At 42.9% G+C, this 26,628-nt stretch carries 16 protein-coding genes and 1 tRNA gene; 10 read left to right on the top strand and 7 right to left on the bottom strand.

Annotation, left to right across the window (positions count from 1 at the left end; genetic code table 11):
* Window positions 1–196: 196 nt before the first annotated feature.
* Window positions 197–1,057 (top strand): AraC family transcriptional regulator, encoded by an 861-nt coding sequence (locus L0P89_RS01205; RefSeq protein ID WP_235266582.1) that lies wholly within the window; start codon window positions 197–199, stop codon window positions 1,055–1,057.
* A 33-nt stretch (window positions 1,058–1,090) separates the two neighbouring features.
* Here the strand turns inward: L0P89_RS01205 and L0P89_RS01210 are convergent, their stop codons facing one another.
* The 4 genes from L0P89_RS01210 to L0P89_RS01225 form a co-directional block, all read right to left on the bottom strand.
* Window positions 1,091–2,173 (bottom strand): aldose epimerase family protein, encoded by a 1,083-nt coding sequence (locus tag L0P89_RS01210; RefSeq protein ID WP_313790938.1) that lies wholly within the window; start codon window positions 2,171–2,173, stop codon window positions 1,091–1,093.
* 308 nt (window positions 2,174–2,481) lie between these two features.
* Complete coding sequence (locus L0P89_RS01215) at window positions 2,482–4,083, bottom strand: hypothetical protein (RefSeq protein WP_235266584.1); 1,602 nt, start codon at window positions 4,081–4,083, stop codon at window positions 2,482–2,484.
* 167 nt (window positions 4,084–4,250) lie between these two features.
* Complete coding sequence (locus tag L0P89_RS01220; RefSeq protein ID WP_235266585.1) at window positions 4,251–6,146, bottom strand: helix-turn-helix domain-containing protein; 1,896 nt, start codon at window positions 6,144–6,146, stop codon at window positions 4,251–4,253.
* 368 nt (window positions 6,147–6,514) lie between these two features.
* Window positions 6,515–6,871 (bottom strand): winged helix-turn-helix transcriptional regulator, encoded by a 357-nt coding sequence (locus L0P89_RS01225; protein ID WP_235266586.1) that lies wholly within the window; start codon window positions 6,869–6,871, stop codon window positions 6,515–6,517.
* A gap of 94 nt (window positions 6,872–6,965) precedes the next feature.
* Between L0P89_RS01225 and L0P89_RS01230 the strand changes: the two genes are divergently transcribed.
* The 9 genes from L0P89_RS01230 (at window position 6,966) to L0P89_RS01270 (ending at window position 16,819) form a co-directional block, all read left to right on the top strand.
* Window positions 6,966–7,811 carry an enoyl-CoA hydratase/isomerase family protein gene (locus L0P89_RS01230; RefSeq protein WP_235266587.1) on the top strand — a complete coding sequence of 282 codons (846 nt, stop codon included), beginning with the start codon at window positions 6,966–6,968 and terminating at the stop codon, window positions 7,809–7,811.
* 22 nt (window positions 7,812–7,833) lie between these two features.
* Window positions 7,834–8,820, top strand: coding sequence for a zinc-dependent alcohol dehydrogenase family protein (locus L0P89_RS01235; protein ID WP_235266588.1), 987 nt, complete (start codon window positions 7,834–7,836; stop codon window positions 8,818–8,820).
* A gap of 148 nt (window positions 8,821–8,968) precedes the next feature.
* Complete coding sequence (locus L0P89_RS01240) at window positions 8,969–9,700, top strand: DUF4437 domain-containing protein (protein WP_235266589.1); 732 nt, start codon at window positions 8,969–8,971, stop codon at window positions 9,698–9,700.
* A complete protein-coding gene (locus tag L0P89_RS01245; protein ID WP_235266590.1) occupies window positions 9,697–10,494 on the top strand; it encodes an SDR family NAD(P)-dependent oxidoreductase in 798 nt (265 codons plus the stop codon). Before L0P89_RS01240 ends, L0P89_RS01245 begins: the two co-directional genes overlap by 4 nt.
* On the top strand, window positions 10,495–11,418 hold the full coding sequence (locus tag L0P89_RS01250; RefSeq protein ID WP_235266591.1) for an LLM class oxidoreductase: 924 nt from the start codon (window positions 10,495–10,497) through the stop codon (window positions 11,416–11,418).
* A gap of 238 nt (window positions 11,419–11,656) precedes the next feature.
* Window positions 11,657–13,114, top strand: a complete 1,458-nt coding sequence (locus L0P89_RS01255) for an alpha/beta hydrolase (RefSeq protein ID WP_235266592.1) — start codon at window positions 11,657–11,659, stop codon at window positions 13,112–13,114.
* A gap of 4 nt (window positions 13,115–13,118) precedes the next feature.
* Window positions 13,119–13,892 (top strand): hypothetical protein, encoded by a 774-nt coding sequence (locus tag L0P89_RS01260; protein ID WP_235266593.1) that lies wholly within the window; start codon window positions 13,119–13,121, stop codon window positions 13,890–13,892.
* 232 nt (window positions 13,893–14,124) lie between these two features.
* Entirely contained in the window at window positions 14,125–16,005 is a 1,881-nt protein-coding gene (locus L0P89_RS01265; protein ID WP_235266594.1) for a helix-turn-helix domain-containing protein, read from the top strand.
* 277 nt (window positions 16,006–16,282) lie between these two features.
* The gene (locus L0P89_RS01270) at window positions 16,283–16,819 is read left to right on the top strand and encodes a hypothetical protein (RefSeq protein WP_235266595.1); all 537 of its coding nucleotides are present in this window, start codon (window positions 16,283–16,285) and stop codon (window positions 16,817–16,819) included.
* 533 nt (window positions 16,820–17,352) lie between these two features.
* On the opposite strand, the gene L0P89_RS01275 is transcribed toward L0P89_RS01270, so the two are convergent.
* The 3 genes from L0P89_RS01275 to L0P89_RS01285 form a co-directional block, all read right to left on the bottom strand.
* Window positions 17,353–17,426: transfer RNA gene (locus L0P89_RS01275), tRNA-Pro, on the bottom strand.
* A gap of 49 nt (window positions 17,427–17,475) precedes the next feature.
* On the bottom strand, window positions 17,476–17,775 hold the full coding sequence (locus tag L0P89_RS01280) for a hypothetical protein (RefSeq protein ID WP_235266596.1): 300 nt from the start codon (window positions 17,773–17,775) through the stop codon (window positions 17,476–17,478).
* 158 nt (window positions 17,776–17,933) lie between these two features.
* Entirely contained in the window at window positions 17,934–26,546 is an 8,613-nt protein-coding gene (locus tag L0P89_RS01285) for a T9SS type B sorting domain-containing protein (RefSeq protein WP_235266597.1), read from the bottom strand.
* Window positions 26,547–26,628 lie beyond the last annotated feature (82 nt).

The raw sequence follows: 26,628 nt of genomic DNA on the forward strand, positions 1-26,628 counted from the left end.
TATGAAACTAACAATTAAAAGTAGATTGGCAAAAAATTAATATTCAGAATGATAAAATAGTACAAGAATTGAATAATATTGTACCATATTCGCAATTATCGAGATTACGGCAGCATTTTCTTTTTAAGAAATTTCGGTATTATAATGAGGCGAGATTATTAATAAAATCGCCGATTTTGACAACTAAACAACCCTTATGAAAGTTTATCCATTCATAATTCCCAAACCCCCCAACAAGAGGTTGATAGTGGAGGTCGATCGTGGAAAAGCTTTTTTTGACAAACTGCACCAACATGAAGAGATTCAACTAAGCCATATAATACAAGGAAGGGGTAAACTCTTTGTGGTTGACAGTGTACACCCGTTTCAAGAAGGTGATACTTTTGCCATTGGCAGTAAAAGTGCCCATCTTTTTCAAAGCCTGGATGCTCTGAACGATAGCCACATGGTTTCGGTATTCTTTACAAAAAACTCTTTCGGTGATGGTTTTTTTGAGATTCCTGAACTTAAGCGGGTCCATCCATTTTTTGATATGGCATCACGTAGCTTCCGTTTAGAAACCAATAAAGCATCTGTTGGCGAAATGATGTCGAAACTGCCCCATTCGAACAATTTTGCTAAATTTTTGAGCTTTCTAAAAATCCTAAAAAAAATCTGCGCTTCAAAAATCGATCCCTTGACCGATTTTGTGCTTGACAGAACCTTATCGAATAACGAAGGTCAGCGATTACAGACAGTCTTTGATTATGTGACCAAAAACTTTCAAAGCGAAATCCGCCTCGTCGAGGCTGCCAGCTTGGTACATATGACGCCCAATGCGTTCTGTAGGTTTTTCAAACAACGTACCAATAAAACTTTTTTCCAATTTCTTATCGAATTAAGGATAGAACATGCCCGACAACTTTTGATAGATCGAAAAGATTTGAACATTGCTCAAATATCCCGAAGATCAGGTTTTAACTCAATCACAAACTTCAATCGAAAATTTAAGGAAAGTACTGGTCTTACCCCTTCGAAATACTACCAAAAAATGAACCGGGAGTTACCTATATTTTGAATTTCCGTTTCTAAATCTTAAAAACAAAACCGTTCAGGGTTTTTTGTCCACTAGAAATTTATAGATACATGTAGAGGAGTACTCTTCTTCTGGCTTCAATAGTGTAGTTGGAAAGTTTTGGTTGTTCGGCGTATCGGGAAAATGTTGTGTCTCCAAACAAAATGCCCCTCTGAAGATATAAGGTTTTCCCTTTTTCCCAATGATGGTCCCATCCAAAAAATTACCTCCGTAGAACTGTAATCCAGGCTCATCGGTGTAGACCTCCATTATTCTACCACTCGTGGGTTCGATTACCTTAGCTGCCAAAACAAGTCCCTTGTTGTTTTTAGGGCTTTCACCCAAGACAAAATTATGGTCATAGCCGTTGCCAAACGTCAATTGCCCATTTTTGACCTCGAGGTCTTGACCAATGGGTTTCGGTTTTCTGAAGTCAAAAGGTGTGCCCTCGACCATTTCAAGTTTGCCTATCGGAATCAATCCTTCATCTACTGGGGTATAACGGTCAGCATTGATGTAGAGCAAATGGTCATTAATGGTACCCTCGCCCTCGCCTTTGAGGTTAAAAAAGGAATGATGCGTAAGGTTTACATGGGTAGCCTTATCGGTCGTCGCCTTGTAAGTAATCTCAAGTTCATTATCATCTGTTAGATGGTAATGCACCGTAACATCTAAATTGCCGGGATAACCTTCTTCCATATCAGGAGAAACTCTTTTGAACTCAATTTCATTTTCGGTGACCTTTTTTACATCCCACACAACATCATTGAATCCCTTGTCCCCACCATGTAAGTGATTCTCTCCATTATTGGTTGCCAATTGATAAGACTTTCCATCAATTGAGAATTTGCCCTTGGCAATTCTATTTCCATACCTGCCGATCGTTGCCCCAAAATATTTTTCTTTGGAATCAATATACTCTTGCAGCGTATTGAACCCTAAGACTATATCTTCCATATTTCCATTTCTATCCGGCACAAAAAGAGAAATCAGTCTTTGACCGTAATCGGTAAATATGGCTTCTACCCCATTGTTGTTTCTAAGAACATACAAGTTGGTTTCTTTGTCATTGATGATATTTTTAAACTCAGATAACAATACACTACTATTCTTGGTCAAGACTGTTTCTTTTGATTTCTCCAAACTTGAAGCTTCAGCTTTAGATTCTTTATTATTCTTACAAGCCAATAACGTCATTACTAACAATAAGGTAAAAAATAAGGGCAAGATTTTATTGGTATGCATTTGTATATGAATTAAAATGTATGCCATAAAAGTATTAATATAAAGTTATAAAGTCGAGAAAGAAAAATTTGAATCTCAAAACTTCTACCGAAGAAACACGCAAATTTTGAAAACAAAACTTAGCATTAGGGTAATGAAAAAACCTCCAAAGATTGGAGGTTTTTCTGTTTAGTGTTCTTGGTTTAATGGCTGACCAACCAATCCTTCAAGGGACGCCACACAAGTTCAGGGGCGTCGTCGGCCATAAAAAGGTCAGCATGGCCATAATCCAAGATTCGCGGCCCATCAGGAAATTTGGTCACAATCTCAACACTTACATCGGTACTCCCCAAAAGTGTGGTGGAAAATACCGCATCATTGCCATACCCCCCTTGGGCACCTAGATATAATACCGGCACTTTGATTTCACCTAGTTCAGCAATCGTATTTTCACGGTTTTCCGGGCAAACCCGCTTGAAGCCCTCCGCGGCGCTATATGTCGGCATGTATGGCGCCAAAGATACCAACAGTTTAAACCATCGCTCCTCCTGGGTATATGCAAGCCCTGATGGTATTTGCCCATCGAATTCGCCTCCTAGAAAATGCCAATCGGGCCCATTGGGCTGTGGTCCCCCAGCGGCCGCCAAAGCAAACTGATAATTGCTCAGTCCGGGCGCAAATGGGGAATCACCTTCGGGATTTTCAAGAGCCGCTTGACCCACGGTAACAAAACCAACACCATTTGCATTTTGATATTCCCCGTTCGCATGTGCTGCTTCCGACATTTGAGACAAGGAGCAACTACCGGCGGCAAAAGGGCTATCGTTTTGCTCGTAAACCAATACAAAGTCAGTTGGGATTATACCTTTGATATCCCTCAAAATACGATGCTGCTTCGTTTCCTTAATGGCGGCATTATAGGTCAATCCCGCACCATAGCTAAAACCCAACAGGTTCATCTTCCCGAAACCTTGTCTGGTCAATCCTCGAACCAATCTCGCAATCGCCATGGATTTCAACACATGTCCCGCGTCTTTCGTGATTCCCCAATTCTGAAAGAAAGAAAAATCAGTGGTTTCAATTGGCACCAAGGTCCAACCCAGGTCAATACCCCAAACATCGATGTCGTTCGAAGCCAGATAAAAGGGAGAAGAATTGGTTGCATCAGGAGTTTCCACTCCGGGACGTAGAAAAATATCATCGAAATCCTGTGACGAACCATGAATCATAAATACATTTCCTTTGGTTCTAATGGGTCTATACTTTCGTGATTCCCGCACTACTCTATGGATGCGAACAACATCGTAAGGTCCATTGCCCATACGTACCATTATCTGATAATGCGCGATATCCGCAGAAAGAGCGGACCTAGCAATCTTCGTAATGCGACAACTTCTTCTGCCTTTACTGGCTTTTTCATCTTTGCCCGCATTTAAGGAGATACTTGAACCTGTTTTGTTACTGATTGCAATTTGTTCACCGTCGAATCCGGCCAACGAAAAGAAGGAACCGTCAGAATTACTTAGGTTCTGCTTTTTTTGGACATTATTATCTTCAAAAAATATCAAATCCCCTTCAGCGGCCTCCTGTAATGCCTCATTTAAACCCTCTTGGTTTTCTGTTAAGATAATGGATTCAAAAGAGAGGTCTTCAATGAAATTTACCCATTCGCCATCTTGGGCTTCAGAATCAATGGTAATGTAATCCTGATCATCAGTATCATTGCATCCAATTGTCGTGATTGCGGCCACAACCGCTAAAAATAAAGACGTGGTTTTCCAGGAAAACAATTCTTTTGTTTTCATAATTAATTGATTTTATGGTCATTACAACCCGGTTAAACATTAGAGAAAATGATTGGCCAATCAATTAGCGAACGCTTGTACCAAAGGTCTGGAAAAGCGCAATAAACCAATTTTGATTATGTAGTGATTAATTCAAAACTTGGTTTCGACTATGTTGATTTTTTAAATTATGTTGCAGAAGGCTCCAGTGGGGGAAGTTTGAGCTCTTTTAAAAACTGTTTGAACCTAGAGTCTTTTTTGAATTCTTCGGGACCATTCCAAACCCTGAGCCAAGGGGCGAATACATCCATGGGTTTTTTGGACAACCATTTGAAAGCCTCATCAAAATTACCGAGGTGGGCATATATAAGCGTTAGCCCAAAAGCTTCCCTAGAGCTGACCTCACCCTCTTGTAATTCAGCAGCTATTTCAAGGGCCTTATCCTTGTCTCCCGTTTTCGCATAGGCGACTCCCAATTCATACAAGGCCGCAGGGTTGATTTCAATGGATTTTTTTATCACATTGATTCCTTCTTGGGGCATTCCCTTCTCGATGTAAATATCACCCATTGTACTCCAAGCAGATGCATACTCTTTATCGATTTCCAAGGCTTCCTTAACTTCTTTCAAGGCTTTTTCGTAATTCCCCATCCAAAAATGAAGCAGGCCCATGTCAGAGGTTATCAAAGGCGCCAATGGATCCAATTGTTTGGCCAATTGGTGTTCTTTGACAGCTTCCTCCCATTTTCCCAAAAGAATGAGATACCATGAGTAATGGTAATGATTGTAAGGAAGGTTTGGATTCAATTCTTCCGCAATTGCGAATGACCTTTCCGCGGCTTTCCAATCGCGTTCATAATAGAGTTGGATCATTGCGAGAGCGGAATGTGCTTTGGCAGATTTAGGATTCAACTCCAAGGCTTTCAAAGCGGCCGCTTTTCCCCTTCTCCAAGGGGCGTTCATAGGGTCGGGACCATGCCCTAAGAGGGCGTATCCTTCTGCCAAACCGGCATAGGCGAGAGGGTCGGCTGGGTCTATCTCCACCGCCTTGTGCAAATAATCCAATCCCTTTTGAAAATCCTCAGCATTGGATTTGGTCAGGTAATACATTCCCCTTAGGTATGCTTTATAGGTTTCCGGATTTGTATTTTGTAGCTGAAGTCGTTCCTTTTTCTCCTCGTCGAGGGTAACCTCTATCGAATTGGCAATATCCTGTATCGCTGTATTTCTTACCGATAGAATATCATTGACATCGTTATGGTAGTCTTTGGCCCAAATGTGTTTTTCCTCAGGGAAAACATCGATCAACTGTAGTTGCATTCGTATGCTATCACCTTTATAGATGAGTGAACCTTCCACCAAATGATCCGCACCAAGTTGCTTGGCAATATCCCGAATGGGCAATTCTTTGTCCTTGAACTGAAGTGTTGAAATTCTTGAAATGACCCTTAAGCCCTTTATGGTTCCAAGTTCTCCAATCAAAGCATCATGTATGCCGTGGGTCAAATACTCTTGGCTGGAATCCTCAGATAAATGATCTAAGGGAAGGACTGCTATCGATATCACCCCTTCCTTTTCTTCTGATTTGTAACCTTTGATTAAAAAAAAGCCTATTAAAAGCAACACTATTGATGCAACGGCGATAACCCACTGATTTTTGAAGAACCGTTTTTCTTTCCCTGGATTTACCAACCTTTCCACCACCACTGGGGAAGAAGGCTCGGTTACCTCCTCATATGCAGTCTGGTATTTTGCTTTGCCCGGAGTATAACCATATTCCTCATGGAAACAGGTATTGAAATAAGAGGTACTGCTAAACCCTACTCTATAAGCAATCTCCGAAACGCTGGCCACATCGCTCTGAAGCATTTTCATGGCTTCCCTAAGTCTTATCTTCCTTATAAATTGGCTAACAGAATGCCCTTTTATCCGCTTCAGTTTTCTATGTAGCTGCGAACGGCTTGCTCCATAAGTATGGGCGAGTTCCTCAACACTAAAATTTTCGTTTTCAAGGTTGGCAAGTACAATTTCCTCGAGTCTTTCGATAAAATTCTCATCTTGCCCCTTGTACTCTGAAGAAGCCATTTCTTTGATTTTTTAGCAATTCGAGGGAATACTTAAAGATAATAAATTTCAATGCCAAAAACAGATGGCACGTATGTGAACTATTTTTAACTCTATAGAACGGAAAGTTTCTGATACCAATTCAGAAATTCTGCGTAGTCCAATAAAACGAACATACTTTGGGAATCTACCTCTCCTCACAAATCTGTCTCATAAACTCGCCGTTTTTATAATACTACCGCAAGTTCATTTTTAATTTGGTCAATTTTTAAGTCAAATGGCTGCTTTAAGCATACCATTGAAATAAGAATGGTCAATCATCTCGCCCTAAAATCTAATATGTTTTTAATCCACCCTATCCGTAAAACAAAATCACCTATTCCCAAAAACTACTTCGAATGGCTTTCAGCCACATAATCACCCCAATCTGCGACAGATTGAACTATAGGAATCAACGTTTTGCCAAAATCAGTCAATGAATATTCCACCTTTAAGGGAGGTTTGGAGGTATAGACCTTTCGTCTTATGAGACCATCTTCCTCCAAAGCCTTTAATTGAAGGCTAAGGGTCCTCTCCGTGACCGTGGGCATCGATTTTCTCAATTCATTATATCTCAACTTTTCATTCATTAAGTAATATAGAATTACGGTTTTCCATTTACCACCTATTACCCCCATGGTCAGGCTAGCACAGCAAGGATAATCGACACCCTTAAAACTCAGCTTTTTCGGTTCTGTTTTTTCCATAATTATATACTATCATTTTTGACCGTTATTGCAAATGTATAGTACTATAATTAGTTTTGCAACTATAATTTTTATAGTAATAAAATCATTAGAAATGGAATACAGGAATTTTCAAACATTCACGGCAGAGCAAAAAGGAGCAATTTTAACGGTGGACATCAACTTTGGGCCAGTAAACGTACAAGGTCAAGAAATGTTGGCAGACCTAAACAGTCTATGTTTACGATTGGAACGGGACAGAAGTGTGAAGGTAGTTGTATTTCAATCTTCCAATCCGGGATATTGGGTATGTCACTATGATACTGACCTGTTAAAAGACTTGTCTACCGAAGCAGTGCCTAGAAATGAAGTGAAACTTCTCGATTTGCAATCTGTTTTGGAAAGGCTAAGCAACGTACCTCAGGCCACTATTGCCAAAATAGAAGGTTTTGCCCGTGGTGGGGGCCATGAAATGGCATTGGCCCTCGATATGCGGTTTGCAGCCAGAGAGAAAGCCAAATTCATGCAAATGGAAGTGGGTATGGGGATTCTACCTTGTGGTGGTGGCGCATCCCGCATGGCCAGACAAACAGGTTTGGGCAAAGCCCTGGAAATAATTTTGGGAGCAAGGGATTGGGATGCTGATGAAGCGGAAAAATTTGGCACTATCAACAAGGCACTTGATGCCGATAAAATAGGGGAATATGTAGATACCTTGGCAGAGCGTATTTCCAAATTTCCAGCCGAGTCCATCGAGGCTTGCAAACGCGCGGTCTATGCATCAATTGATTTGCCAATAAGCGAGGCTTTAAAGGAGGAAGCCTATCAGCTGTTCCAGGCAACGAGCAAAACACCAGCTGTAAAACGGTTTCAGTATGCCGACGATAACGGCGCCCAATTTGACCACAACAACCAAAAAAATTGGGAACAACTTGTAATCGATATCCAAGAAGTAAATTAAAGATCATAAAAAGGGAATATCAATGAAAGCAATGATAATCAATGAATATGGGGCAAATGCAGTATTCAGACCTGAAGAGGTTGAAACACCAACTTTAGAGAGCGGCCAGGTTCTGGTCAAGATTTCAGCATCAAGTATCAACACCGTGGATACCATGATCAGAAATATGGGCAAAGACCTACCTTTCTCACCGGCTAACCCGGCAATATTGGGGATGGACCTTGCTGGAACAATTGAAGAAGTAGGGGAAAACGTGACCGATTTTTCGATTGGGGATGAAGTTTATGGCTGTGTGGGCGGCCTAGCGGATTTGCAGGGAACCTTGGCTGAATATGTTGCCGCTGACAGCAGATTGATGGCACACAAGCCCAAGAACCTCACCATGCGGGAGGCTGCCGCCCTACCATTGGTCGGGATAACTGCATACGAAGGCCTAAAACGAGCCGGTATTAAAAACGGACAAAAAGTGTTGGTTCATGGGGGCACCGGTGGTGTAGGACACGTTGCCCTGCAACTTGCCAAGCACTTTGGAGCGGAAGTGTATTCAACCGGAGGTGGGGAAGAACAGCTCTCCATCATTGAAAGTTTGGGCGCAACAGCAATAAATTACAAAACGGAACAGGTTGAAGACTATGTGAACAGGTATACAGATGGAGTAGGATTTGACATTGTTTTCGATTCCGTGGGAGGAGAAAACATGTTAAAATCTTTTGAGGCAGCTGCACTGAACGGTCAAATAGCTTCGACCGTTTCTCTCTGCGAACTTGATTTAAGTACCGTGCATTTCAAGGGACTGTCATTGCACGTTGTATTTATGCTGATACCGATGTTACATGATTTTCAGAGAGAAGAACATGGCAAAATCTTAAAGGATATTGCCCGGATAACTGAGGCGGGAGGTTTGAATCCTCTGCTTGACGAAGAACGATTTTCCCTTGAAAACGTAGGTGCGGCTTATGCAAAACTGGAAAGTAAAAAAGCTATCGGAAAAGTAGTCGTTGAACACTAAAACTTGTTTTATGTACTTAAAAACAAGGTATATCTTATTTCTAATTTTGGTATTGTTTTTAAGCTCTTTCCGAAGTAATGGACAGATAACAAAGGACACTGAAAACGATACTTTGAAAGGAATCGGGAACCCTACAAACAAAGTTCTGTTGAGTTCCGAAATCATATGGGAAAAATTGAACCCGGCCAGAGGGAACCAAAGTCCACTAGCAGGAACAATATGGGGCAATAGGAATGGAACTACGGCTACAGGATTTCTGGCAAAGTTTGTTGACGGATTTTCATCCCCTCCACACATTCACAATGTTACCTACAGGGCCGTTGTCATTAAAGGGGCCATTCACAACGACGACCCAAATGCAGAAAAGATGTGGATGAAACCAGGTAGCTTTTGGACACAACCGCAAGGAGAATCGCATATCACTGCTGCCAAGGGTGAAGAAAACATGGCTCTTGTCGAAATAGACAATGGTCCTTATTTGGTGAAGCCCATTGAAGAATCTTTCGATAACGGGGAACGCCCGGTAAATGTGGATGCCGCAAATGTGGTTTGGTTAAGCAGTGAACAAACCAATTGGATCGACACCAAAAGTAATGCTGAAATAAGTTTTCTATGGGAAAATAAGGGTTCAAAAGGAATTTTTGTCAAGCTGCCCAAAGGATTCAAAGGAGCCATAAATACGGATGGAACAGTTGTACATGGCGTGGTAATAAGAGGGGAATTGAAATATACCCTTCCACAAAACCAAGAAAAGAAAACACTGGACCCGGGAGGTTCCTTTAGCTCAACTTCAAAAGCTATCCACGACCTTACAAATCCCGGAAGAGAAGTGCTACTATACATTAGAACGAACGGAAGAATTGAAATTAATGAACTATGAAGACAATTTTAATTACGGGAAGCACAGATGGAATTGGCAAGTTAACTGCACTGAAATTGGCAAAAGACGGGCATAAAATACTTGTACACGGCAGAAACCCCAAAAAGGTGGAAAATACCGTTTCAGAAATCAAAAACAATACTTCCAGTGGAAGGACAAATGGTTTGGTTTCCGATCTATCAGATTTTGAAAGCATTGGGAGAATGGTTTCCAATATCCCGGAAAGCATTTCAAAAATTGATGTGTTGATCAACAACGCAGGGGTCTTTAAAAGTAGTGCTCCATCAAATCAAGATGGCTTGGATCTGCGATTTGCCGTAAACTATTTTGCTCCATATCTCCTTACCAACGGTTTGTTACCGTTGTTACAAAAAAGCAATTCACCTCGGGTCATCAATCTTAGCTCGGCAGCCCAATCAACTGTTTCCCTGACCGCGTTATCTGGACAGGAACGGATTTCCGATCAAAAGGCTTATGCACAAAGTAAACTGGCGCTGACGATGTGGAGTTTTGCCTTTGCAAAAAAATATCCGGAAATAACCACCATTGCCGTAAATCCTGGGTCACTATTGAATACCAAAATGGTACAGGAAGCTTATGGCCAACATTGGTCTTCCGCAGATAAAGGTGCCGCTATTTTATATGAACTTGGCGTTTCAGAAAGATTTTCAAACCATAGTGGTCAATACTTTGATAATGACAAAGGGGATTTTAACAAAGCCCATACCGATGCCTATGATAATGAAAAAATAAGAAGGTTACTTACAGAAACCGGAAAAATAGTGGGTGGCTAGATGGATGTTTTTGACAAAATAGCTACTAAGGGCAAACTTACACTAGGGCTGGTTTTTCCGATAGAAGCTTATAAAGGCTCCGTGGCTGAAATGAAAAATCAGGAGGCTCTTGCCAAGCGGGCTGAGGAATTGGGCTTCAAGGCACTTTGGTTCAGGGATGTTCCCTTTAATGACCCACTGTTTGGTGATGCGGGGCAGCTTTACGACCCTTGGATCTACATGGCCCACATCATGAACCATACAAAAGAAATAGCTTTGGGCTCGGCCAGTATTATTTTGCCGCTGCGGCATCCCGTTCACACCGCAAAATCCATTAATAGCATTCAACTACTTTCAAATGAAAGGCTTATTTTGGGAGTCGCATCAGGTGATCGTCCGATAGAATATCCAGCTTTTAATCAAAATTTGGACCATAAATCAGAGCTTTTTAGGGATAGTTTCTTTTATGTAAAAGCTTTGCAGGGTAATTTCCCCATATATTCTTCAAAGTTTTACGGTAGCACAAATGGTGGGATTGATTTATTGCCCAAATACCATAAAAAAACACCTATGTTCGTTACAGGGCATTCGGGGCAGTCATTGGATTGGATAGCGGAACATTCCGACGGATGGCTCTATTACCCCAGGGATTTCAACACATTACAAATTGTTATTCGGCAGTGGAAAGAAGCCCTTAGAAAGGCCAAAAAAAACTGGAAGCCATTTATGCAATCCCTTTATGTGGACTTGACTTCGGATTCAACAACAAAACCGATACCCATCCATCTCGGATTTAAATCAGGAACGGAATACTTAAAGGCCCATCTCAAATTGTTGGAATCGTATGGTGTCAACCACGTGATATTAAATCTAAAGTACGGCTCAAGACCGGCCGATGAAATGATGGCCGACATTGGGGAAAGTGTTATTCCACTTTTTTCTTGACAGGGTTAGATTGAATTAAAAATAATTCGATGACAACATATTTATGAGAAAGAGTGGTTTGATTTACTAAATTCAACTGCTTTTTCATTAATACAAAGTGCTATTTGATTGTATTTCTATAAAATGAACTTGTCTTAATTGCTTAACTTTATTTCGCATGAAATCAGTAAATTAAGTAAGATTGTAATGCTATAGAATGCAATCATTGTTCCAACATTGACTAAAGAGCTGTTGTCAAATGAAGCACATAATTATTTCGGTTTTCTTCATAAGCATTATTCTATCGTGCAATACCACTCAAAATCCTTTGGAAGATGCTCAACATAGATACCCGATGTTGAGACCCTGTAAGGTGGAAGGAATAAATGAGGAAATCCTTTGTGGCACAATAGAAGTACATGAAGATCAAATCAATAAGAATGGTAAAAAAATCCCTTTGAATGTGTATTTGTTTCCCTCATTTGAGCCGAATCCTGGCAATTCCGTTTTTGTGGATTACGCAGGTGGCCCCGGAGTACCCAACAGTCTTTTTATCCCATATTATGAAAAAGATGGTTTCAGTTCACCTTTTCGTGAGCTCAGGGATGTGTTGATTGTCGATAAAAGGGGAACGGGTGCTTCAGCAATCACATGCAAGGCCATGGAATCAATACCATTTCCCTTAGATTATTATTTATATGATACCGCCTTGATAGCCGATTGCCTAAAAGAAGTTCAGAATAAAGTAGATCTCACCCATTACAACACTTCGGCACAGGTAGAGGACCTGGAGGCTATCCGTAAATGGCTGGATATTGAAGCATATGATTTCCACGGCATCTCCTACGGTGCAAGGGTCGGACTGGAGCTGGTCCGCAGATACCCCAATTCAGTGAGTTCAGCTATGTTCACCGGAATGGTCCCTCCTGATTTTGGTCTTTTTGAATTTGTGGATTATGAGATCGAACGTGTCCTTGAGAAACTGTTGTCAAGGTGTGAGGCCGATTCACTTTGTCGTTCCAACTTTCCCGATTTTGAAAATCAGCTATATGGCCTAAGAAAGGATTTAAAAAAATCTCCGATCGATTACCCTTATGTTCATAAGGAGTCAAATAGGACCCATACCATAAGGTTCAACGACATGGTTTTCCTTGGCATGGTGGCCAACCTTTTCTACCATGGGACCCAAATTGAAAGGCTTCCAGCGATAATTAAGGAAGCCCATTCGGGAAACTTTTCCCCGCTAATAGAGTCCAATCTGTCCTCAATGCAGCTGGCTATCCCGCTTCATCTATCACAGTTTTGTCCCGAAGAATCGAACAGGCACCCGATAAGCAATTTTGAAGCGCTGGATACGCTATTCACAAGGGGAATAGGGGCACTTACTGAATTCAGGGCTTGTCAGGTATGGCAAAGAATGCCCACTCCACAATGGCCCGACAAGCCAATAGGTGGCAAAACCTCTATGTTGCTGTTTTCTGGGGAGGACGATGTGTTAACCCCCCCACGAATGAATGAATCCGTTGGTGAACTTTTTCCGAACAGCATGCATATAGTTTTCAAAAACCAGGGCCACACTTATACTGATTGGAGCTGTTGGGATAATCTTGTTTATCAATTTTTGGAAAATAGGGGTGCCGTTAGTGAACTTGATACGACATGTGTGGGTAAAATTAAAAGGCCAAAGTTTGTACTGGACCAAAGTGACAATCAATAAATCAATGACCCGACTTCAAGTCTTTACCATTCTAACAACTTGCTTTTTCGCAGTCTCCCCAACATCGGGGCAATTTGGGAAACTGCCCGATTCGTATTTGCTCACCGGTGAGTTAAAGGATATTAAGGGCGAAATGGCCCTGGAGTTCTTATCGGATTGGGCACCCGAAATCGATTCCGGTAAGTTTGGATTGGCTACATCCCAAAATTCCAAGTTCATTCATATACTGGGAATTGCGGATATTGGCACGTATTCCATAAATGACCCTTCAGTCAAGACAAGTGGTAAAATAGCATTTTGGTGGATACCACTCCAAAAATCACCCGAGATAGATTCCCTGACCAATAATGGACACGTGTTGCAAATGAAATTTTGGGCTTCGAACAAAACCATTGTGGAAGCGTACAAAACTCATGGGCTTGATTGTGAAATAGCTGAAATAAAAACCGAATATGGCAAATCCAATGTGGTATTTGAAATAAATGCGGTCGATATGCATCTCAAAGTCACATTGAAGAATCCAGAATCCGAACCAGAACCTATAAACTATGAATTGCCGGCGTACACAAAAATCTGGACACAAAATTCGGATTTAAACACATATCAACTCATTACTTACTTCGGCCATAAGGTCCAGCATTTTAAGACCATTGATTTGGAGTTGCCAAGTGAAAATAAAAACAGGTTTTTAGAGGAACTCAAAAAATCGAGTGAACATTCCCTAAAGGGAACGCTGCAATCCAATTGGAAGGCAAAATTTGCTGTTTATCCATACTGAACCAAAAGACTGTAATAGAAGACCTAGTTTTTAGGAAAGGTCGAAAAAATCATTTAAATGTTGAGTGGCACTGTTCTACAATATCTTTTGGCACCATAGTTCTTTGTCTCAACTAATAGCAGGTATGATAGAACCTTAAACATATGACTGGAAGGCCCATTGAAGGCTGGCTCCGGAAAATGAATAAATATATTGTAAATTTAAAGTGGCAGTTATCATCTAATACTTTAACATGCAAGTGGTTGAAGGGCTAAGTCGGGATCAAGAATTCCTAAATAAACTAAAGCAGATCGTTCTTGACAATATCCGTAATGAACAATTTGGCGTAGAACACTTATCCAAAGAAATTGGTATCAGTAGATCTCAACTATATAGAAGATTACAGTCGCTCAAAGGTCAATCCATAAGCTATTTTATTAGAGAAATCAGAATGGAGGAAGCCATAAAGCTATTGCGGAAGGATGCGGCGACAGTTTCGGAAATTGCCTATCGCGTAGGTTTTAATACTCCCTCCTATTTTCACAAATGTTTTCATGATTATTATGGTTATTCACCTGGTGAGGTCAAGCATATGGGCGGCACCTCTGGAAAAAAAGACGAAACTGTTTTTCTTATTTGGAAGAACCGATTAATTCTCTTTTTTTCTCGAAGGATGGTAATCATTCTAATTGCTGCAGTATTCATCACGGGACTTATTTCGATAAAGTATAGCGCTATCTCTCCAAAAGGCGAAAATGAAATAAGGAGCATTGCCATACTACCGTTAAAACCGCTTTCAAAAGATAAAGATCAGTCATATCTGGCACTGGGAATGCATGATGCAATTATTGGTGAGCTAGGTAAAATTAGTGGTCTTCGTGTTATTTCAAAAACATCCACGCTACCATATTTGGATGCTACTGACAAACTATTGCCAGATATTGCCAAGGAATTGGGAGTTCAGGCCATTGTGGAAGGTTCCGTATTTATTTCAGGAGATAGTATACGCCTCCAGCTACAATTGATAGAGGTTTTTCCCAGAGAGCGGCATTTGTGGGCCCAGGAATACTACGAACAAATTGCTAACGTATTGAATGTTCAAAGCCAACTTGTCCAGAAAATCGCCGCCGAGGTGAATGTAAATCTCACTCCGGACGAGAGCAAGTTGTTGAAAACAAAACGCAGTGTTGATCCAGAAATATATAAGCATTACCTAAGGGGCATGTATCATCTAAACAGAGGGACCAGAATGGGTTTTGATCAGGGGATTGCACATCTTAAAAAAGCGCTTGAATTAGACCCTGCAGATCCCTTTGCATATGCCGGTTTGGCATTGGGCTATGCTATTTCCGGTCACGGACAAGTTTCCAAAAGAGGGGTAATGCAACGTGCAGGTGCCGCAGCAAAACAGGCTCTGCGCTTGGACCCAAATATAATCTATGGACATACAGCACTAGCCTTGGTTGGCATGTACAACGAATGGGATTGGGAAAGTGCCAAGGAATCTTTTGATACGGCCATAAGAATTAATCCAAATGATGAATTTGCACATGCCCATCTGGCCTGGTTATACTTATTAATGGGCGAGAATGAGCTTGCAGTTCAACATGCCGAAATTGCTACTGAAATAAATCCGCTCTACCCGACCTATCAATTGTGGTTGGGTTGGATTCATCAAATGAGCGGTAATCATGAAAAAGCAGTTCAGAAGGCACGAGACCTTTTGGAATTTGAACCCAATTTCACCTTTGCCCATTTTATAATTGGTTCTGTTTACTATGATCAAAGAAATTATCACAAAGCACTTCGTGAATACGAGAAAATAGGCTGGAAAAATGACCTCATCCTTTCCGCCATAGGGGGCGCTCATGCAAATCTCGGGAATAAGAAAAAGGCATTGGAAATAGCAAAGGAAATGGACTCCATAAGCAATATGGAATTTGTAAATCCGGTTTACAAGGCTTTCTTACGGGCATCTTTGAACCAAAAGGATTCGGCAATGGCATATTTAAACGAAGCCTATCACGGAAAAATGTACCCCCTTCCATGGGTCAAATGTGTAGATGAATTTAATATTATGAAAAAGGATTCTGCTTTCATAAGACTGCAACAGAAGATGAATCTTACTTTGTAAAAGTATTTTCTACAAATTCAATTTATTTCAGCCATTCATTCGTTCTTCTTTGGGCTCCCCAGCCCTCTACACCATATTTGTATTTTTTGCACGAGGAATAATACATATGCAACATTTCTTAACCAAAATTTGCATCTTTTTACAACAAAAGTGTTTATTGGGTGAACCTCTAAAAACTAATTTTGAGGGTGTAATTCAGAAACACAATTTTTTATTGGCCGGTCATTCAAAGAAATGGATTCTGATGAAGTTTTACTAATAACTAAAAACTTATATCATGAAAACATTTAGTATTTATTTGATAGTAGTATCCATAATTATTCCCTTATGTTCCTGTGAAGATGATGATAATGCAACACGTCCGATTCCTTTCCGTCTTGAGTTTTTTTCATTGGGAGGTCCAATCGAAGGTGATACCAGTTGCGGCGAACCTCCAATTATTATGGTTGGGCAGCAAGGGGAAGGAGTAGACGATCCACTTTTGGGCAACTATATATTTATATCGCAGTTCTGTAACAATGTAGTAACGGGAGAGTATGGAGACCATAGCTTTTTTGCAGAAGAAGGTCGCTCCTCTTCTTTTGCCTATTTCCAAACGGAAAACGGCGACAGACTAAATATTGGCCCAATTAAGGGACAAATCATCCCATCCACCAAGGAAGGTTATGATTTAATGTTTCAAGACTCTTTTGAAATTGTAGGTGGCAGTGGACGTTTTGAAGGGGCAACGGGTTCTGGAATGACAGATAGCTTTATAAAACTACAGACAGGAAGAACTGATCATGTATGGACCGGAACCATTGTCTTAAAATAATCGCTAGTTTTAAAAATGATAAAGAGGGGTTTGCAATTTGTATTTCAAGCCCTATCTGATCCTAAGCCTATCCAGCCGAATGAATTTGATTCCAACCCAAATCTTACCTATATTTTTGAGAGACTCCCATAGTCAGTTGGCCCAGTAAAACGAACCTTTTTTGGGACTTATTAGTCAATTTAGATTTTTGTTAGTCATCGCTACTGGATTCGAATCTTATTTCGAAATACTCATGAACACAGGGGTTCAAGAGGGCAACTAAAATCAGGTAACCGAATAGGTAACCTTTCGAAGTCATTTTAACAAAAAACAGCTATTTTTTAGGGAAATACAAAAACAAAAAAAACACTGATAATCAGATAATTATCAGTGTTCAATTTGTTAATAAAATGTTAAAAGTCGGGATGACTGGATTCCCTTCGGGCATCCAGAACGGGTCGTTGCAAATTAAAGCTGCGCTTTAATTTAATCTAAAGCGAAAGGTTCCCTTAAGAAAGCATACTTTCTACGGAAACCTTCAACGCTTTAGCTTGTCGGGATGACTGGATTCGAACCAGCGACCACGCGCACCCCATGCGCGTACGCTACCAGACTGCGCCACATCCCGAAAAGGGATTGCAAAAATATAAATTAAATTGAATTATCTAGCCTTACATCTAGCATCCTGCCAAAAATTCGCGTATCTCCAAGAAGAGCGCCTCACGCGCTGCTCGTGAATCATATTCAGGGTTGAACAAAAAGTAGCTATTGGCCTGATCGAAGCAAAATTCGTCAAGGTCGTCACCCTTCCACAAATGATAGCTCATCAACAGGGTATTGTAATCAATTCTATAAGGCTTTTTAGCCTCTTGAAAACCATTGAGATACATGTTTAACCAAAAAACAGATTGTTCCAAATCTTGCTTCTCTTCGAATTCTAAAAAGGTGGGCGTGAGGGAATCTTTTTTGTCATTCATTGGCAACAGGTAATCCAGTTATTCAAAGGGTAAACATTTTCGCTGCCCTAAAATCGTCAATTCATCACAATCTTACAAGTATTTTTGTCAAATACCTCAATTTGGGATGTACCGCCAAAATCAAACCCTACTACCCGGTCATTGGTAAGGGTGCCCTTTTATCGGTAAAGAGTGAAGTGCCCAACATATTGTTGCTTTTCATTGTCATTGGCATTGACGACATACCAGTAATCACCTGTCGGCAATGGTTTGCCATCGTAATTGCCATCCCATTCCTTGACCTGGTCCAATCGAGCCACTACCCTGCCATAACGGTCATAGATGATGACCTCAATGTTTGGGAAAAACTCTCTATTTCTAGGAAACCAAGAGTCATTCATATTGTCACCGTCTGGGGTAAAGAAATTCGGAAACTCAACCATTCCATCAAAATCAAAGGGGAAGACAATCTGGGCATAGCAACCCATGGAATCCTCAACACGAATATTGATGGTCGTATCATAACTGACATTGAAAATATTGTCACTGCCTTGCGATGTACCGTCGAAAAAGAATTCGTAATCGCCAAATCCACCTGTTGCGATAGCGGTAATCTCGTCTGGACCGGTCTTCATGGCTTCCAATACCAAAGGTTCATAGGCGTCTATGGTAAACTCGACGAACGTTGTACACCCATTGGGGTGGTACAGGTATACGGTATGATCACCTGGGGGCAAATCAGCCCAAGTTCGCTGTGTGTCGGCCAATGAGACATCATCGACATCCAACGAGAACAAAACGTCTGAGAAAGAGCTACCGTTCAGCTCAACAATTGTGGTGGTGCTATTTGGAAAAATTCCCTCACAACCATACTCGACCACAGGTTCGGCATTGATATCTACCCCTATCTCAATGGGCACGACAATATTTGCCAAACAGCCATTGGCATCCCTTACAAAGAATGCATAGCTCTCACCGCCCAATAGGTTATCAAAGAAGAGACTATCGTTTCTGGCAAAATCTACGTCATCTGAAGAATTCATACTGACCTCGTAGTACTCGACGCCCATACCATCAACAAAAGGTGTTCCACCAGTAACGGTCAACTGAACCGTACCATCTGCAAAGCCCAGACATATCTCTGGGGTTTCTACAGATGATATCGCTATTTCTTCAGGTTCGAAAACCTGAATGACGGCCGTTTCAGAGCAACCTTCTGAATCTTGTATCAAAATCGTATAATCACGACCATTGACATCTCCCTCCAAATCTTCAAAAGTGTAGCTACCCGGTGTACTCGGGTCACTGAAGAACTCATTGAAATTCGGACCAATGGCAAACTGTATCAAACCGATTCCACCACTGGTAACCTCAACGGTTATGGTACCATCGTCTTCTTCGCTACAGCTGACAGGGGTCGCAGCTGCGGTATAGACGATAGGTGCTGGTCGGGCCACTTCGAACGGACCCTCAATATCTTGACAGGTGGTGCCACTGGTCACGGCCACATAATAATCAGGAGATTCGTCAAGCCCTTCAAAGGTTCCGAAATCATTTGATGCTATCACGGTCGCCGTGGGTGACGGGCTGAACGCATCAATGGGATCGCCAATGTACAACGTATAGGTATTTAAGCCCACACCCCCTGAAGAGAATGATTCAATTCGACCATCGGTTTCATTGGCACATGAAATGTCATCGGGCAAATTGACCACCAAATCGACATTCTGGGCATCAACAAGCGTTAGTCCGTTTGAATTGATCACCCCACAAGTGTTGGTGGCATTCACCTTTCGTACCTCAAATTGATAGAAACCGGGGCCACCAGTGATCAATGCACTTGTGTTGCCCAGACCCATAGAGGTAAAGGGATCTGAGGGCAGAGAACCCACTGGTCTATATTCATATTCAAATCCGGGTTCGGGATTCTCAATACTCAAACGCATCTCACCCATGCCCCCACAACCCGGGGCTTGTACCTGTACCAAATTTGGAATGATCGGTGGCGGTGGATCCACGTAATACGGAATGGTCACCCCTATACAACCAAAGCTTGAGGATACTTCTATGGCATACCAACCCTGGCTGATAAAACCACCACTGGCCCCTGTGAATGTTGGTGAATCTTGTAGGCCACTTCTTGAAATCTCATCGGCAATGTTATTGCTTCCCAAATAGATCAGCTGGTATTTGTAGCCTGCCCCAGGAACACCGCCGGTCGCTCCCGCAATGGCCGTAATGGCATCACCCGTGGTCGGGTCGTAGGCTTCCAGCACCGCATTGTTGCCATCTGGGCATACCAAGCCTTGTGGCTCACGAATTCCTGCCTGGATCGGAACAATGGAATCTAATGTAATATCGTATGTAACGGAGCACCCTTCTACGTCCCTGAACTCTACACGGTAATCTCCACTGGAAAGGTTTTCGAATCGATTGTTGTTGCCCCAAGTCTGAACTTCTGTTTCATAAGTGCTGTCATTGTCGCTATCAAACAACAATCGATATTCATAAGGGGCATAATCCCAACCGCCATTCAGATTGGCTTCAATGACCCCATTATTATCATTACAGCTTACGTTGCCTATCTCGATTGCATCTGGAACCAAAGGACCATTTGGTGCACGCACGGTCGTTACGTTACTTGTTCCCGGACATTGGGGATTGGCCGATGTGGTTATCGTCACCTCATAATTTCCACCTACCAATCCTGTTATTCTGGCATGATCTCCATTGACATCTGGGAAATTGGCCGTATCAAAACTTCCAGTTGTCTGGGCCGGTAAAACCCTATTCCCATTTACATCCAACAAGAACGCCTCATAATTGTACACCCCGCTATAATCGGTCACTTCTATAAACATGGCCCCATTGGCATCACCATAACATAGAGCGGGATTTGCCTCAGATACCGTTACAGTAGGATAAACAGGAGCATTGACCGTATAGCTAGGTAAGGGATAACTACATCCATTAGGGCCATCGTCTTGTACCTCTATCAAATAATCGCCTGGATCTGGCAATTCGACCGTAGCCGTCGAACCACCGGTCACGGTTACATTGTTTACCGTAGTTCCCGAGGGGCCAGAGGTTATGACCGTAAAGTCTGAAGTGCCCGTAACGGTAATTTCAACACGTTCTGGATCGGCACAGGTCAATGTGTTCAAGGTTGAAATGCCCGGAACTACATCAGTAGGTGCAAAAACCGTCACCGTAACGTCATCTTCACATCCGTTGGCATCAATGGCGTATATGGTTATTGTTTGGTCGGCACCGTTATCGACGATGTCAAAATCAGGACTGCTTTGATAACTGTCATTGGGGTCGATACGGTATCCATAGGGGCCACCATTGCCCACACTCACTATTTGTGCCGAAATAGTCGCTGTGCTGAAACGGTTGGTCCCATTTTCGCAGGTAAGGGTCTCGTCAGAGGCCGTTATCTCAAAAATCGGTGGTTCGGTCAATGTCACCTCGGCCACGTCTGTACATAGTCGATCGGTGATCACTTGAACCACATAGGTTCCTGGTGACAAACCGACAAAAGATCCCGACACATTGGTTGCTATTGGGGTCTCGGTTCCTGATAACGGCAAGGTGGCCGAATAAAGGTTGAACTCTTGAATACCGTCGATATCAGTACCTGGATTTAGAACAACATTAATGCTACCATCATCGGCGGCATTACAGCTAATATTTGATTCTCCCGTATCGGCGATCACCGGTTGTACTGGAGCGGTACTAATGATGCTACTTACGGTCGTGGTACAGTTGTTGGTGCCATCGGTCACCAGATTATCGGTCACCTGTACCTGATAGTTGCCCGGAGCAATATTTTCAAAAATACCGTCAGCATTAGGGTCGGTGATATCTACGGGATTAGCATTGAAATCCGTGCCCGTCAAACGATAGGTAAAATCACCGCTACCTCCATTTGCGTTTATGGTAATGGTGCCATCGGCATCTTCGCAGGTCGGATCGGTCGAGAAACCACCTGATGCTGACAATAATTGATATACTTCGGCAGTAGTGGTCACATCGCATCCGTTGGCATCGATTACGTATACATCATAAACGCCCACACTGGGTACATTGAAGGAAGCCACGGTAGGAAGGCTAGGGTCATAAACCGGTGTCTGTGTTTGGCCGCCTAAAGTAAACGTCGGATTGTCAACATTGGCCGGCATTTCAAGGTCAATCTGAAATCCGCCCACAGGAGGCGTCACATCACATTGATTGTTTACGGATATTATCGGATTGGGCAAATCGGGATCTAGCTGTACTATAGTGGCCGAAGTCATGTACTCACAACCACGTGAATCGCGTACCCAAATGTCATATGCCGTTCCAGGGGCTAAGGAACCTGCCAAATAGACAGTGGTGGCCGTACCATAGTCTGCAGGGTAGGTAGGTGTCGAACCAGAGTTCACAAAGGCATACTCATACGGAGATCCGTCAGGAAGCGATCCCGGTCCGCTTGGAGGGAATGGTGTACCGCCACTTCCGCGAACGGTCAATTGGCCCAATTCGTTACAATTGGCATTCTGGTTATCAATGACATCGACCCGTGGCATATTGAGCGTGGCCTCAATGGTATCACCACCCGTACAATCATTGCCATTGTCAATGACCGAAATCGCATATGGCCCTTGGGGCACCAAGAACGTATCTGTGGTATTGCTTGTAGTGGTTGAGACAATGACCGCCCCAGTATCAAGATTACGAATCTCAATGTCAAAAGTTGGGCCCGTTGCGCCGGTGATGGTATAGTCAAGTTCAACATCCTCCCCATTACAATTGCCATTATCAATCGATAGGGCAACATTTAGAGGATTTGGGCCGTCTGGAATATCAATGGTTTCGATGGCCGTACAATTGGTGGTTGTGTCGAATACTTCGACGGTATAGCTTGCTCCAGGCACCAAATTGGCGAAACAATGTCTTCTTGCACCACTATTGGGAGAAACAAATGCGGAAGGCGGGTCGGTGACCAAGCGAATCTCAAAGGGGCCCACTCCCCCAACAATATCAACACATTGTGGCAGGTTTCCCCGATCACACACCAACGGGGTCGTTGGATCGGGCACGATATCCAAATCTGACGAATTTATACTAACGGCATCTTGATCGATACAGCCTCTTGAATCTAATGTAATGACCGTATAATTGCCTTCGATCAATGATGGGTCAATGATATCTAATGGCAAGTCGGCCAAGGTCACATTTTCGCGACGTACAAACTCATTTCCAAAATTGTCCTCAATGATAATGGTAAAGTCAGGAACACCATCGGTGATTCCAGTAATCCTTATACCCCCTGAAAGTACTGTAGCACTACATGTGGCATCAATTGGGGCCACTGTTGCATCAGGCGGATTTGTCAAATCAGGATTTATCGTTACCGTTCGTACCCCCGTGGTACAGTTGCGGGCGTCTTTGACAATGTATTCGTAGGTACCCGCAGGAAGTCCAGAATATATCGTTTGTGAGGTATAATTATACACTCCCATGGGATCGGGGTTGAAAGGGTCGTCGATCAAACCGGTTCCACCTGGGGCAAAAGCTATTTGAAAAGGTGGGGTGCCCGAAGTAACATCGGGTACGATCTCAACATAACCACTACTGGCATCACCACAGCTCGGCCCTACTACATTTTCGGTTGCCGAAATACTTACGGGGGGCGAAAAAGTCAATGGTGGCGAAGTATTGGTACAACCATTGTTATCGGTAACCTCAACCGTATAGTCGCCATCGCTACCCAATGGTACAATATAGTTGAACGGATTCAAGGGCAATGGCAAACCTATATGACCGGCTACCGGTGCCCCGTTCAAATAAATGGTATATGAAGTACTGGCCAAGTTGGAAATATCGCCGCCACTTACCGTAATCTGCATCTCGCCATTGCCGCCACAGGGTATTTCGGTAATCAAGTCAAGGTCGATCTGTATCTGTGGGGGTATGGTCACCTGCAATTGGTCTGTACAGTTGTTTCCATCAACGACTTCTACTGTATACGTACCCGGTACAAGACCTGCAAACGTAGGGCTTGCTTGCAATGTTCCACCATTGATACGGTATTGGTGCGTGCCGATGGGTGCAGTGCCTGCTGTTGAGCTGACCGTTATCGAGCCATCATTGGTTGGCGAGAAACAATAATCTACTGCACCAAGTGCGATGGTGGGGGCATCGACCACACTCAAGGTAAATGTTGTCGTCGCCGTGCATCCTTCGGCATCAGTGACCCGTAGGGTATAGGTACCTTCAGCGGTCAGATTACCGAACACATTGCCGCTTTTTGGTCCTTGTGTGATACCAGGCGGGGTTGGCCAATCCAACTCATATCGGTAGGTCCCAAATCCACCAGAAGCATTGGCCACTACGCGGCCAATATTGTTGTTGGCACAGCTCATATCTGTTACCGTAGGCGTTAGACTTAAGGGAGTTGCTGGCTCTTGAACGGTCAACGTCGCGGTATCTTGACAACCGGTATCGGCATCGGTAACCGTTATCGTATAGCTACCAACTGCCAATCCGGTTATATCCACTTCAGCGTCGTTCTGAGGAGCACTTTCAGTACCTCCATTGATGTTGTAGGTATAATTGTTTGCGAATCCGTCAATAATGAATGTACCATTACCGTCACTAGCGCCCGTGCACACGTTCAAATCGCCACCTGATTTTACCCTTGCCCTGATCGTACTGATTACGGCCGGGGTAAAGCTTTCTTCATAAATACAGCCATTGACATCTGTGATTCGAAAAGTATGGCTTATATTATTGGTGAGACCGATAAAGGTGTCATTGGCCCCATTATTGATCGATGTCGGGCTTATTACTTCGTAAGTAGCGATGGCAAAGTTGGCCGTAGCGGTCAATTGTACATCAGAGGTATTGGCCGCACAATTGGTATTGCTTTGCACAAAGTCAATATTAGTGGGCGGATCTACACCTGCTATGGTAACGGCGGTAAAGTCACGACGACACCCTGAAGCGTTTCTTACCGCTGGCGTATAGGTTCCCGCAGGTAAATTATTGAATACTTGCTGCGAAAAGAAATCACTACCGTTGATACTGAATTCATAAGGTCCTCCCCCAGCACCCGAATAGGCTCCCGGAAAGGTAATGGAACCATTATCAATACCACCTGAACCATTACATGACATATCGGTCCAAGTCGGATCTGCCCCATTGATCGCACCTGTTTCTGTAACCGTGATCGAATCGGGCAAGGTGATAAAACAACTGAACCCTCCTTGTTCATAGCGCACCTGAATTGAATTGTAGGTTCCGGCCGCTACCGAAAGCAATGGGTCTGTGCTCCACGGATCGGTCGGTGTGGCCCTGAACGATAGGTTATATCCTTTGGCATCGACCACTGTGATATCCAATCGGGCACCACCATTGGTACAGGTACCGTCAATACCGCTAACGGTAACATCTGGCGGTGTCAATTCTTGCACATTTGCAGAGGCTGTAATGGTACATCCATTGGCATCAGTGACCACAAAATCGTAGGTGTCCGCCGTGTTTACGGTATGGATGGTCTGTGGTGGATTAAATGTACCGCCAGGTGAGCCGTTCACCGTAAAGGTATAAGGTGGTGTGCCCCCTGAGGTTCTCAGAATGATGTCAACATTGGGCGAACCACAGCCCGGTTCAGAACTTAAACTCTCGTTTACCTCTGTTGAGGCGGTCAACGGTACAATACCATCGCCAATAACAATGGGGTTGCCATTGATATCAAGACTTTGTTGTGGGGGCGGAATTCCGTTGCCCGGATCACCTGTACATTGCTGGGTCTCTACCTGAACGCTATACGTACCAAAACCAACCGCGCTAAAGGTATAGGGGTTGGTACTGATAAAGGTGGTAAACTCTTGGGGCACCCCATTTTCATCGAGCAAGGTATATTTATACGGCCCAGGAACGTCATTGACGGTGACAGTTATGCTTCCCGTATCACCGAAACATTGGGCATCGGTAAACTCGACATCGATACCGATATCCAATTGTTCAATGACGATGGGCTCGTATGGGTATTCACAAGTATTGGGTGTATTCTGCAAGCGTGCTTTGACGATATAGGTTCCAGGAGCAAGTCCATCAAAAATAGGTGAGGTCTGCCAAGCTCCAAAACCACTTCCCCCATCGATACTGAACTCGTAGGCGCTTGAAAGGTTTGTAATCTGAATACGGCCATCAACACCGCAGATATAGTCACGTTTTACGTAAGTTTGGGTAATCGTACTCTTTTTTACCTTGAAAAAGTACTGTTGACCGTCAGCGACCACCCGAAATTCTGAACCTGAACCAGCAGGGATCGTGCTGGCATCCAAGTTAAACGATTGTGCGGTGCCCACCGTAGTGTAGCAAGAGGTGGTGGTATTCGGACAGTCTTCGTTGATATCGGGCGAGCAAGAACCGCCCAAAATCTGCCATTGTACCGACCCATAAGGGCCACCGGATAAGGTAATCGTTCTATCATCAGAGTCACCACAAAGGTTGAATCGGGCAACGGTAAAACCATTATTACTACAGCCGACCTCTTCATCGGCACCCTGAATAATGGTCATGAACATCATACTTGGGGCGATATTTTCAGCTCCAAGAACAACTGCCTTTTCTACATGATCGGCAATATGATCTTCTTCAGAAATGACTTCTGCTGATGAAGACACAACCTCTGACAGAACCTTGTAAACTTTGGTTTTTGCCACTGCTGATGAAAAAACTATTGATACAAGTACCAACAGCAGGGCATAGTAAGAATGCCTGGTTTTTCTGGGAAGCATAGGTTAAGTGATGTTATGGTAAGAATACTCAGATTTGGGACCTTAAATATTCTAAACGTAATTATCTAATCGTATATCAACT

It is taken from the genome of Muricauda sp. SCSIO 65647 (genome assembly GCF_021534965.1).
Classification (GTDB): Bacteria; Bacteroidota; Bacteroidia; order Flavobacteriales; family Flavobacteriaceae; genus Flagellimonas_A.

What these genes read in the sequence shown, in the direction of transcription:
- L0P89_RS01205 (WP_235266582.1), top strand. Translation starts at nt 197, where the DNA reads ATGAAAGTTTATCCATTCATAATTCCCAAACCCCCCAACAAGAGGTTG.
- L0P89_RS01215 (WP_235266584.1), bottom strand. Translation starts at nt 4,083, where the DNA reads ATGAAAACAAAAGAATTGTTTTCCTGGAAAACCACGTCTTTATTTTTA.
- L0P89_RS01220 (WP_235266585.1), bottom strand. Translation starts at nt 6,146, where the DNA reads ATGGCTTCTTCAGAGTACAAGGGGCAAGATGAGAATTTTATCGAAAGA.
- L0P89_RS01225 (WP_235266586.1), bottom strand. Translation starts at nt 6,871, where the DNA reads ATGGAAAAAACAGAACCGAAAAAGCTGAGTTTTAAGGGTGTCGATTAT.
- L0P89_RS01230 (WP_235266587.1), top strand. Translation starts at nt 6,966, where the DNA reads ATGGAATACAGGAATTTTCAAACATTCACGGCAGAGCAAAAAGGAGCA.
- L0P89_RS01235 (WP_235266588.1), top strand. Translation starts at nt 7,834, where the DNA reads ATGAAAGCAATGATAATCAATGAATATGGGGCAAATGCAGTATTCAGA.
- L0P89_RS01245 (WP_235266590.1), top strand. Translation starts at nt 9,697, where the DNA reads ATGAAGACAATTTTAATTACGGGAAGCACAGATGGAATTGGCAAGTTA.
- L0P89_RS01250 (WP_235266591.1), top strand. Translation starts at nt 10,495, where the DNA reads ATGGATGTTTTTGACAAAATAGCTACTAAGGGCAAACTTACACTAGGG.
- L0P89_RS01255 (WP_235266592.1), top strand. Translation starts at nt 11,657, where the DNA reads ATGAAGCACATAATTATTTCGGTTTTCTTCATAAGCATTATTCTATCG.
- L0P89_RS01260 (WP_235266593.1), top strand. Translation starts at nt 13,119, where the DNA reads ATGACCCGACTTCAAGTCTTTACCATTCTAACAACTTGCTTTTTCGCA.
- L0P89_RS01265 (WP_235266594.1), top strand. Translation starts at nt 14,125, where the DNA reads ATGCAAGTGGTTGAAGGGCTAAGTCGGGATCAAGAATTCCTAAATAAA.
- L0P89_RS01270 (WP_235266595.1), top strand. Translation starts at nt 16,283, where the DNA reads ATGAAAACATTTAGTATTTATTTGATAGTAGTATCCATAATTATTCCC.
- L0P89_RS01280 (WP_235266596.1), bottom strand. Translation starts at nt 17,775, where the DNA reads ATGAATGACAAAAAAGATTCCCTCACGCCCACCTTTTTAGAATTCGAA.
- L0P89_RS01285 (WP_235266597.1), bottom strand. Translation starts at nt 26,546, where the DNA reads ATGCTTCCCAGAAAAACCAGGCATTCTTACTATGCCCTGCTGTTGGTA.